Below are 13,323 nucleotides of genomic sequence, written 5' to 3'. Positions count from 1 at the left end.
ACCGCTTGGAGACCGCTATCGCTTGGAGACCGTGGTCTTGAACTCGCTCGAGTTCGAGAACGACAGCATGATCATTCCTCGCGACTGCCCCCGACCCAACTGCTGGGTCCAGAAGTTGCGACCGGCCTCGTCGGCCTCGCGCTTCATCACGTTCCGGTAGATCTGGTCGACGAACTGCGAGTCGCTCAGGGCCCCGTAGCGCTGCACGAACTCATTGGACGATGCAAAGGACTCGGAGATCTGGAGCAGCGGGGTCGAGGTGCCGAGCCAGTACTCGAGGCCCGCCCGATCGCCCTCACGATCGAGGTAGGCCCGATAGAGCCGACCGATCGGTCCGGTCTTCTCGGCCTCGACGATCTCGGGCGTGGTGAGTGTGACGAACTCGGTCGACTCCGAGAAGCCCTGCATGACCTTGCCCCGATCCTCACCCTGATCGAGCAGTCCGATCCAGTAGGCCCGCCCGGCGGCGTCGGGGGTCCGGCGCAACACGTTTGCGTAGATCAGATCGATGAAGCCGGCGTTGGACAGTGCGCCGTAGGTGGCGGCGAACTCGGCCGAGCGGGCGAACTCGGCGGAGACCGACTCGAGGCGCAGCCCGTTGCGCCGCTGGGCGAGCCAGAAGTCCATGCCCTCTTCGTCGGGCATACGGCGGAAGTACGCCGAGTAGAGCCGGGCCAGCTGGAACCTGCTGCCACCGGGCTGACCCGAGATCGATCCGCTCGACCCACCGGCGGTCCCCGACGGTGCTCGGAGGAATCCCATGTCGGCGTAGTCGGCCCCGATGACTTCGGCCGAGTCCGCACCGAGCCAGCGCACGACCACGTTGCCGTAGACCTGGCGGAAGTCGACCGTTGTCTCGAAGTTGTCCCACCGGCGATGCCCGCCGAGCGTTGGGAGCTGGCCGTAGAACCCGCCGTTCACGCCACCGCCGATGGCGAGCAGCGTGTTCGACGTTCCGTGATCGGTACCGCCGGACTCGTTGGCCCAGGGTCGACGACCGAACTCACTCGACGTCAGCACGAGCGTTCGACCCAGAAAGCCGGGATCGAGGGTCTCGAAGAAGGCCTGGAGGCCGCGGTTCAGCTCGGTCATCCGATCGCCGTGCATGCTCGCCTGGTTGGCATGCGAATCGAAATCGCCGTAGCTGACCATCAGCACCCTGGTGCCGAGATTGGCGTTGATCAAGCGCGCACACAGGGTGAGTTGGGCGGCGAGTTCTTCGCTCGGCAGATCCGGTTGGTAGTAGCCGGCCACGCTTGTCGCCAGACCGATCGAGCTGCTCGCGCTCCGGGCCAGGCTGTCGGCGAGCGCGCCCAGTCCGGTGCTGCCACCGGCGATCTGGTGGATCGTCGCCTGCTGTCGCTGGTACACGGGGTCGGGATCGACGGTGAGCAGGCCCCCGGCCGACGACGGCAGGGCGGTCGCCGTCGACCGGTTGCCCGACAGGGTCAGCGGGACCGACGAACCCATCGCAATCGAGTGGAACGCGTCAGGGCTGCCGAGCCCGTCGACATAGCGACCGAGCCAGCCAGTCGACACATTCGAGGTCGACGTGCTCGCCGTCATCCAGCGGGCCATCGACATGAAGTGGCTCAGATCAGGCTGGGGATGACCCACCCCGTCGATCACCGCCACTCGTCCCTGGTCCCACATGCCCTTCACGAACGGCAGGTTCGGATGCAGACCTCGTTGATCGTTGATCCGCAACACCCGGTCGGCACCGATCGCCAGCCGACCTCGGATCTGGCGATAGTTCCCGTCGGCGTAGGGCGGCACCATGCTCATGCCGTCGTTGCCGCCGTTCATCATGATCAGGACGAGCACGCCGTCGGAAGCACCCAGTGGTGTCGCAGCCGCCGCCTGGTCGGCGAGCCATGCCGGCAGCATGGTCACGGCCCCCGTGACGGCGGCTGCCTGGAGGAATCGGCGCCGGTCGAGGCTGCCACGATCTTCGGGAGCAGGTGTCGAGAGCGCAGCGACGACGTCGGCAGTGGTGGGGTCGAATCGGTTCATGATCACGCCATCTGGAAGTCGGGAGTGAGGACAGGGAGGAAGAGCAAGCCGGTGCGCTCACCCCAGCCCTTGGCCGATCGTTCGGCACTGACGAATTGGGTCAACGAGTCGAGCGTGCGGGCCGAGGGCTGATAGACCCCGAACTGGGCGAGCGCCTGCTCGGCGGCCTGCCGCGGAGCGAGCAATTCGACGTCCTGAAGGACGTTGGTCTTGTTGAGCTTCCACCGAAGGTTGTTCGCGAACTGATGCTTCGACCACGCAGCAGCACTCGAGATCCAGTACTGGTTCGATCGCCAACCGGCGACGTTCGGCGGTTCGAACACCGCCTGGCCCATGTCGAACCCGTACCACTCGGGGTGGGCGACATTCGCCGGGGTCGCCGTGTGCGCCATGGCGGCCACGACGAACTCGAACGGCGAGCGCACCAACCCTTGCTTGGCGGTGGTGCTGTAGAAGTCGGGATGCGTGAAGATCGCTCGCAGCGCAGCGTCGGTCCGCATCCCGCCGGAGCGCATCGCACCGGCCACGGTGTCGACGACGGACGCCGGTGGGTTGGGGTAGGCGAAGAACGACCACAACTTGCGAGCCAGGAACAGCGAGACCTCGGTCTGCTTCGCCCCGTTGATCAAGTGGGTGATGATCTCGGGACCGTTCCACACCTTGTTCACGCCCATGAAGGTCGTGGCGGCGTTGTGGTGCTTGGATGCGTCGAAGACGTAGAACTCGTCGGTGGAATCGAGGATGTGGCCGCTCCACGCCAGTGCGGAGGCTCGGACGTCCTCTTCGGTGTAGCCATTGTTGGCGCCGAGCAGGAACAGCTCCATCAGCTCACGGGCGAAGTTCTCGTTCGGCGCGGCAGCAACATTGTCGGCGTTGTCCAGGTAGCGCAGCATGGCCGGCTGGACCGCCATCGCCTGATAGAGATCGTGGATCGATCCCATGCCGGCGGTTCGGTACAGCGTGTTCTGGTCCATCAGCTGCTGATGGTGGAAGACCTTGTTCAGCGACGTCGGCAACAGCCCGTGCCAGAACAGGGTCAACTTCTCGATGATCGGTGTGGGCGAGGTCGCCGCACGATCAGCCCAGAACCAGACCATCTCGGAGTACTTCGGCCACGAGTCCCGGCTCTTGTCGAGGTTCGGGAGCCCCGCGGTCGGCGATGGTGCGCCGGACACGTTCAGCACCTGATCGGCTGCCGCTTCCCTCGTCATTCCGACCATCGACGAGATGGTGCCGTAGTGGGCCGCAAACCCGGAGCGGCGGAGGAGGTGGGCGGCGTCATTGAACGTGAGGACGGCCATGGCCTCCTATCGGCCGAAGCGCGTCAAAATCTGAAGCGTCATCGCACGATTGGCCCGTCCCCGGCAAGGTTGACCCTTGCTGACCTGGGGATTCAGATCGAATCGGGTCATGACCGGATCAACCCTCTATGGTCGAAGCGGCGGTCGGCGGCAACGTCGACCAGCCGGGCGCCGGGGATCCACCCCGGGCCGTGAAGGGAGCCGTGCAGCATCTCGATCTCACCACACCGAGCGGAGCGAACTGATGGACGGCATCTCGAGCTGGTTCGACTTCGTACAGCAACGCCGTGACGACATCGTCACGCTGACGCTCGAACACTTCCAATTGGTGGCCTCGGTCATCGTGGTGGCGACCGTGCTCTCCGTGAGCCTCGGTGTCGCCGTTCGCAACCACCCGACGGCGAAGTCGATCGCCATCGGCACCGCAGGGATCTTCCTCACGATTCCTTCGCTGGCGTTGTTCACCATCTTCATCCCGATCGTCGGACTGGGATTCTGGCCGTCGTTCATCGCCCTGCTGATGTATGCGATCCTGCCGATCCTGCGGAACACCGTGACCGGCCTCGACGAGGTCGACCCGGCGGTGATCGAGTCGGCGCGTGGCATGGGACTCAACGCCCGCCAGCGGCTCTTCGACGTCCAGCTTCCGCTGGCGTGGCCGGTCATCATGACCGGGATCCGGGTCTCGGCTCTGCTCACCACCGGCATCGCCGCCATCGCAACACTCGTCGGCTACGGCGGCCTTGGCGAGTTCATCAAGAACGGCCTCCGTCGCCTCGGCCTTCCCAACTCGCTCGAAGAGGTGTGGACCGGCGTGGTCTTCACCATCGTGCTCGCCCTGCTGATCGATCTTGCGTTCTCGCTGATCCAGCGCTTCACCACCTCGAAAGGCCTCCGATGACCATCAGCGACCCCGCCGCCCCGCCGCCCATGATCAAGCTGGATCGAGTGTCGAAGGTCTACCCGGGATCCGAGATCCCCGCAGTGAGCGAGCTGACCATGGACATCCCCAAGGGCGAGGTCCTCGTGCTCGTCGGCCCATCGGGCTGCGGCAAGTCGACCACGTTGCGCCTCATCAATCGAATGATCGAGCCGTCGTCGGGTCGGATCATCTTCGATGGCGAGGACGTCACCGACGTCAATCCCGACGAACTCCGGCGATCGATCGGCTACGTCATCCAGCAGATCGGCTTGTTCCCCCACATGACGATCGGGGAGAACGTCGCCACGGTCCCCAAGATGCTGGGCTGGGACAAGAACCGGATCTCGAAGCGCATCGACGAACTCCTCGAGGTCGTCGGTCTCCCACCCAACATCTACCGAAACCGGTATCCCAAGGAGCTGTCGGGCGGGCAGGCGCAGCGTGCCGGCGTGGCCCGGGCCCTCGGCGCCGACCCGGCCGTCATGCTCATGGATGAGCCGTTTGGTGCCATCGACCCGATCACCAGGGACCGCCTGCAGAACGAGTTCCTGCGACTGCAGGCCGAACTCCAGAAGACCATCGTGTTCGTCACCCACGACATCGACGAGGCGATCAAGATGGGTGACCGCATCGCCATCCTCGGCGAGCAGTCCACGATCCGCCAGCTCGACACGCCCGAGCGGATCCTCGCCTACCCGGTCGACGACTTCGTCGACGATTTCATCGGCTCCGGGTCCACGCTCAAGGGGCTGAACTTCGAGCGAGTGCGAGATCTCGATCTCAGCGGCTACCCCACCGTCACCACCTCGGCCAGTCACGACGAGGCCCGGCGAATCCTCGACAACAGCTACCAGCGTTTCCTGCTCATCACCGACGAGCAGGGCCGTCCGCTCCGATGGGCCAACGAACACGTCCTCGACAACACCTCGGTGCCACTGGGTGAAGCAGGCCCCCGGGTCGTGGCCAAGGTGGAACAGAACGCCACCCTGCACGACACCCTGGAGCAGATGCTGGTGTCGTCGGCCGGGGTCTGTTGCGTGGTCGACTCCAAGACCGAACAGCTGGTTGGCGTCGTCGAGATCGAGACGCTCAACGGCGTGATCTCCAACATGCGTCAGTCGGCGAAGAAGCACTACGACACGCTCGCCGAGCAGGGCGTCACCTCATGACGATGGTCGACACGTCCCCGGCGGTCGAAACACCGCACGAATCCGAGATCGAGCCGGACTCGGTACCGACGTCTTCCGACGGGCTGATCCGCTCCAACCTCGGGCTCGTGGTGATGCCCGTCATCATCGCGGCGCTGGCGGTTGCGCTTGCCCTCTTCGTCTCGTCGGTCGAGAAGGACTCGATCGAAGCGGAGTCGCTGGTGTGGGACACCCAGTTGTGGCCTCAGTTCCGTGACCACCTCGTGCTCACGTTCTGGTCGACCGTGCTCGTCCTCATCATCGCCATCCCGCTCGGGGTCATCCTCACCCGACCGGCACTTCGCTTCCTCGCCGGCCCCGTGCTGGCCGTGGCCAACAGTGGCCAATCGATTCCCGCCTACGGCCTCCTCGTCATCTTCGGCGCCTGGCTCGGCACCGAGACCTCGACCGTGATCTACGCCCTCGCGGTCTTCGCCGTCCTGCCGGTGTTGCGGAACACCATGGTCGGCCTCGACCAGGTCGACCGGGCCACCATCGAGGCCGGTCGCGGCATGGGCATGTCGAAGATGATGGCGCTGCGCAAGATCGAACTCCCACTGGCGGTCCCGGTGATCCTGGCCGGGGTGCGCACCGCCCTCATCATCAATGTCGGTATGGCGGCGCTGGCCTTCCTCATCGGCGGTGGTGGGCTGGGCGAGACCATCAATGCCGGTTTGAAGTTGGGACGCGACCTCGTCACGTTCACCGGGGCGAGCATGGTGGCGCTCCTTGCGCTCACGATCGATTGGCTGGCGTCGGTGGTGGAGAAGGCACTGCGCCCGAAGGGGCTCTAGGACCGCCTGGAGGCAAACGTCATTGTTTCGTCACAATCGCCGAATACCCCGGGATCAAGGGGGATTCGGTGCAATCCGGCGATCAACTGACACCAAATTCCGATGAATCCTGCAAGATCAGGGTCAAGCCGTGTCCTGACTCCTACCCTCGGAGGGGTTCCGCTCGTCACGCCGTGATGCCGGTCCCGGATGAGGCGCCCACATCGGGTGCTCGTCGTGCGGATCAGCGTTCGCCGTGTCGTGCCTTGGAGGGCGGCGGTTGCCGTCGTGCTCCTCGTAGGAGACATCCCCAATTAGGAGAAATGCAAGATGACCAACCGATCATCCAAGCTCTACCGCGCGTTCGCGTTGCCGTTTGCTCTCGGCCTCGCCGCCGCTGCGTGTGGCTCGGACTCAGCAGGCACCAGCGCCGGCAGCGACGACACCTCGACGTCCGAGGGCGCTGCAGAGACCGGTGGTGCGGCGTTCGCCGACCTGGATCTGTCCGGTGTCGAGCTGACCGTTGGCTCGAAGGACTTCACCGAGCAGCTGGTGCTGGGCGAGATGCTCGTCCAGTCGTTCGAGGCCGCCGGTGCCACGGTCGACAACAAGGTCGACCTCGGCGGCACCGTCGTCAACCGTGAGGCGCTGCTCTCGGGCGAGATCGACACCTACGCCGAGTACAACGGCACGGGCTGGACCGTCCACCTCGAGAAGGACTACGCCGACGTGACCGAAGCCGACGGCACGGTCGACCCGGCGAAGCTCACCGCCGCCGTTGCCGAGGCCGACCTGGCCGAGAACAACGTCGTGTGGCTCGGCCAGTCGCCGTTCAACGACACCTACGGATTCGCGTCGTCCCCCGACCTCCTCGATGACGGCAAGCCGTTCACGATGGACACCATGGCCGCCTACCTCGAGGCCAACGCCGACGCCAAGCTGTGCCTGGAGTCCGAGTTCCCCGTGCGTCCTGACGGCCTCGTGCTGTTCGAGCAGGGCACCGGCTACACCGTCCCGGAGAGCCAGATCGAGATCCTCGACACCGGCATCATCTACACCGAGACCCGCGACGGCAACTGCGACTTCGGCGAGGTGTTCACCACCGACGGACGCATCGGTGGTCTGGGCCTGAACCTCGTGGAGGACCCGGGCATGATGATCGTCTACAACGTGTCGATCACGATGCTCGACGACGTCTACCAGCAGAACCCGGCCGCCTTCGACGCAATCGCCGAGCAGCTGTTCGCCCCGCTCGATGCCGCCACGATGACCGAGCTGAACCGTCGTGTCGACATCGACGGCGAGACGCCGGCCGACGTGGCGAACTCGTTCCTCACCGAACAGGGTCTGATCTGAACAGGGTCTGATCTGAACCCGGTGTGAACTGAACCGGGTCTGAGTGAACCGAGACTGTTCGAGTCGAGTGCCCGATTCGCTGCCGGCAACGGTGGTGGATCGGGCACTTTCGCTCACGGCCGCAGCAATTCCGCCTGTTATCGCCCACCCGCCGACGTGGGAGCCTGTGCAGCATGGCCATCAGACGCACCGCCACCAAGCCAGTTGCCGCACTCACGGCGCTCCTCGTGCTACTCGGTGTCAGCGCGACGGCGCCGTCACCCAGTGGTGCCGTCCTCGGCAGCGAGATCTCGTCGGCGCCCGACATCATCTGGGATGTCACCACGCCGGATCCGAGTGTTCGTCACACCGGGCCGATCGCCGCTCTCGTCCGTGACCTCGTCGAGTACGACGGGATGATGTACGTCGCCGGTCGGTTCCTCGACGTGCTGGCACCCGACGGCACCACCTATTCCCAACCTCACCTGGCGAGGTTCGACCTCGAAACCGGCGTCTGGGACGACACGTTCCGGCCCGTCGTCGACGGCACGGTCTACGCCATGGAGATCACCGCCGACGGTCGGCTCTACGTGGGTGGCGAACTCACCGGCGGCGTGGCGCTCTACGACGCCCGAACCGGTGTCCGCAACACCACCTTCACACCCGGGATCGTCAACTCCTGGGGCCCACCCGCCGTGTTCGACATCGAGGTCGTCGGCAACCAGCTGTACGCCGGCGGCACCTTCTCGAACGCACAGGGCACCGCATTGGTCGACCTTGCCCGTGTCGACGCCACGACCGGTGTGCTCGACACCGGCTGGCTCCCCACCACGAACTTCGACACCGTGACCCCGCGCCTCGGCGGCCACAACATCTTCGGACTCGCCGTCGACGACGCCCGAGGCCGGGTCTATCTCACCGGCAAGTTCGGCGGCATCAACGACGACATGGACGCCGCCTACTTCGCCACCGTCTCGACCGCGGACGGCTCGCTTCGCACCGACGTCCCCCAGGGGCTGCCCGCCGGGATCACCAACCATCGCAACAGCTTCTCGATGTGGATGATGGACGTCCAATACCGGGGTGACCGCGTCTATGTGGGTGGCCAAGGCCACCAAACGATGATCCTCGACGTCGACACACTGCTCCCCGCTCACACCTTCTTCGCCAATCGCGGCGTGGGCGATCTCGGTACGGGCGGCGACACCCAGGTGATCTTCCTGGGCACCGACACGATCTGGTCGGGTTGCCATTGCTGGGGGTCGGTCGGTGAATACGAACTCTTCAGCTACAACAGCGCAGCGAACGGCGTGCAGACCTATGACGAATACGTCCAGTGGTTCACCCATTTTGCGACGATCGACCCGTTCGGTCAGCAGCCGGTCCGCGGCGGCTACGGGATCGACATCAACAGCGAGTCGCTGGTCCCACTGACCTTCGACGTGCTTGGCCAGACCGGGGCCTACGCGATCTACGAAGACAGCAACGGTCGGGTGTGGTTCGGCGGGCAGTACACCCGTGACACCGCCAACGATCGGGTCATCAATGGCATCGCCCGCTTCTCCCCCATCTCGGCCGCACCGTCCGGTCCTGCAAACTTCCGCTCGACGCTCCAGACTCGTGAGCGCATCGTTCTCACGTGGGACGCGGTGCCCGGTGCCACCAGCTACGAGGTCCGACGCGATGGCGTGGCCGTCTCCAGCCGCTCGTCACGCTGGTTCACCGACCTGAACCGGGACGCCGGCACCACCTACACGTACACGGTGCGCGCCCAGCTCGCTGACGGCAGCTTCACCGAATCGTCCGGTCCGCTCAGCGTGACCACGGTGGGTGATCCCGTCGTCCTCCCGCCACAGAACTTCCGCTCGACCCTGCAGACTCGGGAGCGCATCGTGCTCACGTGGGACCGGGTCGATGGTGCGACGTCGTACGAGGTCCGCCGCGGTGGGGTCGTGGTCTCGACCCAGACCTCTCGCTGGTTCACCGATCTGAATCGGGACGCCGGCACGACCTACACCTACACCGTGCGGGCCCAGCTCGCCGGCGGCGGCTTCACTGCATCGACCGCTCCCCTGGCGGTGTCCACACAACCCTGACAATCCAAGGGCGAGCAGGCGGACAGCGCTACGCTGGTGGCATGCGACGGTCACGGTTCGAGCGACTCGCGCGAGAGCACGTCGGCGCCGTCACGGCCTACGCCCGAGCACTCACGAACGATCGGTGGCTGGCCGACGACGCCGTCCAGGAGACCTTTCTCCGCGCCTGGAAGTACCAGGACTCCTTCCGAGGTGACGGTTCCTATCAGGGCTGGCTCCTGCGCATCTGCCGCAACGCGGTGGTGGACCAGGCCCGCCGTCCGGGCAGCGAGCGGTTCGACGTGCTCGATGAGGATCGCGCCGGTGTCGGCGATCACGAAGACGTGATCGATCTCGACCACCTCCTCCAGTCGCTACCCGTGGCCCAGCGAGAGGTGCTCACGCTGTGCGGCGTCCTCGGCTACGACTACGAGACGGCGGCCGACCTCCTCGACGTCCCGGTCGGCACCGTCCGCTCACGACTCAGTCGGGCTCGAGCCGGCCTCGCTGCCTGCCTCGAGGCTTCCCGCGCCGCCGGGGCTGCCTGAAGAAGGCGACAGCACCGCCACGAGCATCACACCGGTCACGACCGTCATGGCCAGCCCGAGTACGAGGCTGAACGTCGTGGCCCACCGGTCGAGCCAGAAGGGCAAGTCGGTCGGCAACACCGCCTTGGTGATGCCGCCCCTACGGGCAACCCCGGCGACCACGATCGCGACCGAACCCCCGAATGCCAGCGGCAACGCGGTCGCCGGGCGGCGCCAGGTCGCACCGGCGCCGAGCGCGGCCAGGCAGCCGATCAGCGGCAACAACCACAGCGCCTTCGATGGTTCGGTGGCAGCCGGGAGCGACAGGAACTGCGCGGCGCCGACCGCCAGGCCAGCCATTCCCGCGGCCAACACGCCCGGCCACACCCCGCGCCGCTGCCACCAGACGAAAGCGCCGATCGCCACGGCCAGGAGGCCCCCAGCGACGGCGGGGATCGGCGAGGGCGGCGCTTGCCAGTACGACGCAACGACGAGTTCGACGTCTTGACTGCCCACGACGAGTGGGATCACGTCGTCGACGATCTGATCGCCGGGGCCGAGGCCCAGCGGCGGCTCGGTCAACATCCAGTGGGCCCGGTGATCGTGCCATGCATAGGTGCCGTCGGTGGCCACGATCTCCCAGTCCGGCTCGGCATCGGCGGACGCCTCGGCGGGAAGGTCGGCGTTCGTCGCGTCGCCGTAGCGATCGTTGTTGAGAAACGTGGCCGGGGCATTCCGGTTCCGTTCGACCGTGCCGTCGGCCCGATACCGCAGGTAGGGCTCGCCGTTGTAGCCGGGTACCTCGATCGAGACCGGTTCGACCTGTTCGATCACCACGAAGCTGTCACCACCCACTACCGAGGCGGTGAACGCCGACGACGGTGGCTCGATCCGCACGATCTCGCTCTGGTAGTTGGTTGGCCCGGCCGGATCGGCAGCGGCCGGTGCGGCGGTCGTGAGAACGGTCAGCACGGCAACGCCGAGCGTGCGAAACGCCAGGTGACGCCGTCGCACGGTCCGGGTGCTCACGCGTCGAAGGTCACGTGACCACGATCATGAACTGACCCGAGGGGTGCACGGTGCACGCGTCGATGTACTCCGCCGGCGACGGGAACGTCTGACTGACGGTCTCACCCTCGCCAACGAAGAACGGACCGACGTTGTGGCCTTGCGAGTCGTTGTTGACGATCTCGATCGAGTCACCCACGTTGATGTCGAGTCGGGCCGGCACGATCTGAACCGGTTCGCCGGCTTCGATGCGTTCGCCGGTCCCGTTCGGGATGATGTACTTGTAGGTGACCGGTTCGGGCGCAGCCGACGCCGCTTCGCCACCAGAGGATCCGCATGCGGCCAGCAGCGCTGCCATCGCCATCAACATCCACAGCAGCGAACGGGCTTTTGGCCTGTGTCGACGGGTGGCGGGTGAGGGGGAAGTGGTGCGACGTTGGCTCATCAGGCGTCCTTCAGAAGGATGTCGAGGTCGTTGGTGAGGTCGGTGGGTGTGGTCCCGAACGGCCATGATGCCAACAGGGTCCCGGCATCGTCGACCCCGAACAGGGTGCCGGTGTGCAGGACCTCGATGACTCCGTCGTCGGTCGTGCTCACCTCGTAGAACACACCGAACAGATCGGCTGCGGCCTGGAGTTGGGTGTCGTCTTCGGTGCGCAGCGCAACCGCGCCGGGGACGAATCCGTTCACGTAGGCCGACAGCACCTCGTCGGTGTCACGCCCCGGGTCGACGGTGGCCATCGCCAGCTGCACCCGGTCACCGTCGTCGCCGAGGGAGGCCCGAGCCGCCGCAATGTCGGCCAACGTCGTCGGACAGACGTCGGGACACGAGGTGTAGCCGAAGTAGACCAGGAGCACACTGCCGTCGTCGGCGCGGAAGGAGAAGGACGACGGGTCCTGACCCGGAGCGACCGACGGCAGCGCCACGGCGTCGACCGTCGGGGCAGGGTCTCGTCGGCTGCCAGAGAACACCGCCTCGCTCGAGCCACCGCATCCGGCTGCCACAACGAGGGTGACGACCAATACGCCGAGCGTACGAATTCGACGTCGGATCATCCCAGCTCCTCGAGGTAGTCGACGATCGACGACACTTGGTCGGGGGACAGTCCGGCGACCGGCATCGCCACAGCGTAGCCCTCGACCTTCTCGGCACCGGGATCGCTGATCGCTCGCTCCAGATACGCCCGATCGGCCACGACCTCGGTGCCATCGGTGAGCGGCCTCATCGAGCCGGCAAGTCCCTGCCAGCTCGGCCCGACACCGCCTTCACCGCTGCCGCCGTGGCAGCTCATGCAGCCCGCGTCCTTGGCCACCTCGCGGCCGGCCTCGCCGGCCGGTGTCAGTGCCGGAGTGTCGGCCGACGAATCGGCACCCCCACACGCGGCGAGTGCCACGGCCGAGACCGCGGCACTCACGACGATGTGTCGAAGCGATCGTGGGATCACGAAGCCGGTGCGTCGTCACGCACCTCGACGGTCACGACCATGTCGTCAGCCGTCTCGAAATCGAGCGTGATCTCGAACGTCTGGCCGGTCTCGAGCGGCGCCGGGAGGTCGAGCATCATGATGTGGTAGCCGCCGGGTTCGAGGGCGACGGCCTCGCCGGCGGGCAGCGCAATCGTCCCTACTTCTCGCATCTGCATGACCCCCATGTCGGTCGAGGAGTCAGCGCTCGAGGAGTCATCACTCGAGGAGTCATCGCTCATCGACTCGTGGTCCATGGACTCCTCGTCCATCGAGTCATCGCTCATGGCGTCGTCGCTCATCGAGTCGTCCTCGAGCTCCGACGGGTCGACCATCGTGGTCTCGTGGATCTGCACATCGCCGGCGATGGTGGCATCGACCGACGCGCCAACCAGAGCGTCGTCGGTGGCCGAGGTGATGGTCATGTAGGCAGCGCCGGCCGTGGCCGACATCGGGCTGGTGCGTGCCCACTGACCCGTGACGGCGATGCCCTCGGCGGGAGTGGCCGCTCCTTCACTGGCGTCGGCCGAACCGGCGCTGTCGCTCGAACCGCACGCCGACAGGGCGAGGGCGGCAGCAACACCGGGGATCAACAGGGCTCGGAATGGGCGAGACGCGAAGGCGCGGACAGTCATGGTGGGATGCTCCATTGGGGGTCGAAGTGATCGTACGGGCGGTAGACCGAGCGACTAGGGCCAAAGTTCCATGGTGTGGCGAGC

At 66.0% G+C, this 13,323-nt stretch carries 13 protein-coding genes; 6 read left to right on the top strand and 7 right to left on the bottom strand.

All coding sequences use genetic code 11. The features are described from left to right. Positions 1 to 15: 15 nt before the first annotated feature. Together R2733_22860 and R2733_22855 are read right to left on the bottom strand one after the other, a co-directional pair. Entirely contained in the window at positions 16 to 2,013 is a 1,998-nt protein-coding gene (locus R2733_22860) for a DUF4214 domain-containing protein (protein ID MEZ5379359.1), read from the bottom strand. A 2-nt stretch (positions 2,014 to 2,015) separates the two neighbouring features. Further along, complete coding sequence (locus R2733_22855; GenBank protein MEZ5379358.1) at positions 2,016 to 3,314, bottom strand: DUF1800 family protein; 1,299 nt, start codon at positions 3,312 to 3,314, stop codon at positions 2,016 to 2,018. Between the two features lie 244 nt (positions 3,315 to 3,558). Here R2733_22855 and R2733_22850 point away from each other — a divergent pair, with 244 nt between their 5' ends. The 6 genes from R2733_22850 to R2733_22825 all read left to right on the top strand — a co-directional run bounded on the left by R2733_22850 (position 3,559) and on the right by R2733_22825 (position 10,154). Continuing rightward, the gene (locus R2733_22850; GenBank protein ID MEZ5379357.1) at positions 3,559 to 4,215 is read left to right on the top strand and encodes an ABC transporter permease; all 657 of its coding nucleotides are present in this window, start codon (positions 3,559 to 3,561) and stop codon (positions 4,213 to 4,215) included. Beyond that, positions 4,212 to 5,405, top strand: a complete 1,194-nt coding sequence (locus R2733_22845) for a betaine/proline/choline family ABC transporter ATP-binding protein (GenBank protein ID MEZ5379356.1) — start codon at positions 4,212 to 4,214, stop codon at positions 5,403 to 5,405. The genes R2733_22850 and R2733_22845 overlap by 4 nt, the downstream gene beginning before the upstream one ends. A gap of 2 nt (positions 5,406 to 5,407) precedes the next feature. Then, on the top strand, positions 5,408 to 6,217 hold the full coding sequence (locus R2733_22840; protein ID MEZ5379355.1) for an ABC transporter permease: 810 nt from the start codon (positions 5,408 to 5,410) through the stop codon (positions 6,215 to 6,217). A 309-nt stretch (positions 6,218 to 6,526) separates the two neighbouring features. Continuing rightward, positions 6,527 to 7,552: a glycine betaine ABC transporter substrate-binding protein gene (locus R2733_22835; protein MEZ5379354.1), complete on the top strand. Its 1,026-nt coding sequence runs from the start codon at positions 6,527 to 6,529 to the stop codon at positions 7,550 to 7,552. Between the two features lie 173 nt (positions 7,553 to 7,725). Beyond that, on the top strand, positions 7,726 to 9,627 hold the full coding sequence (locus R2733_22830) for a two-component regulator propeller domain-containing protein (protein MEZ5379353.1): 1,902 nt from the start codon (positions 7,726 to 7,728) through the stop codon (positions 9,625 to 9,627). Between the two features lie 41 nt (positions 9,628 to 9,668). Beyond that, positions 9,669 to 10,154, top strand: coding sequence for an RNA polymerase sigma factor (locus R2733_22825; GenBank protein MEZ5379352.1), 486 nt, complete (start codon positions 9,669 to 9,671; stop codon positions 10,152 to 10,154). Here R2733_22825 and R2733_22820 read toward each other — a convergent pair. From R2733_22820 to R2733_22800, 5 genes are all read right to left on the bottom strand, one after another. Beyond that, positions 10,083 to 11,162, bottom strand: a complete 1,080-nt coding sequence (locus tag R2733_22820) for a hypothetical protein (GenBank protein ID MEZ5379351.1) — start codon at positions 11,160 to 11,162, stop codon at positions 10,083 to 10,085. The two genes, R2733_22825 and R2733_22820, sit on opposite strands and share 72 nt — an antisense overlap. 10 nt (positions 11,163 to 11,172) lie before the next feature. Beyond that, positions 11,173 to 11,511: a hypothetical protein gene (locus R2733_22815; protein ID MEZ5379350.1), complete on the bottom strand. Its 339-nt coding sequence runs from the start codon at positions 11,509 to 11,511 to the stop codon at positions 11,173 to 11,175. A 74-nt stretch (positions 11,512 to 11,585) separates the two neighbouring features. Further along, a complete protein-coding gene (locus tag R2733_22810; protein ID MEZ5379349.1) occupies positions 11,586 to 12,197 on the bottom strand; it encodes an SCO family protein in 612 nt (203 codons plus the stop codon). Further along, the gene (locus R2733_22805; protein ID MEZ5379348.1) at positions 12,194 to 12,586 is read right to left on the bottom strand and encodes a c-type cytochrome; all 393 of its coding nucleotides are present in this window, start codon (positions 12,584 to 12,586) and stop codon (positions 12,194 to 12,196) included. The genes R2733_22810 and R2733_22805 overlap by 4 nt, the downstream gene beginning before the upstream one ends. Further along, entirely contained in the window at positions 12,583 to 13,239 is a 657-nt protein-coding gene (locus tag R2733_22800) for a copper chaperone PCu(A)C (protein ID MEZ5379347.1), read from the bottom strand. The genes R2733_22805 and R2733_22800 overlap by 4 nt, the downstream gene beginning before the upstream one ends. Between the last annotated feature and the right edge of the window lie 84 nt (positions 13,240 to 13,323).

Source organism: Acidimicrobiales bacterium, assembly GCA_041394265.1.
Taxonomy (GTDB): Bacteria; Actinomycetota; Acidimicrobiia; order Acidimicrobiales; family SZUA-35; genus JBBQUN01.
The sequence above is the reverse complement of the archived record's forward strand: the minus strand, read 5'-3'. Positions and strand labels throughout refer to the sequence as shown.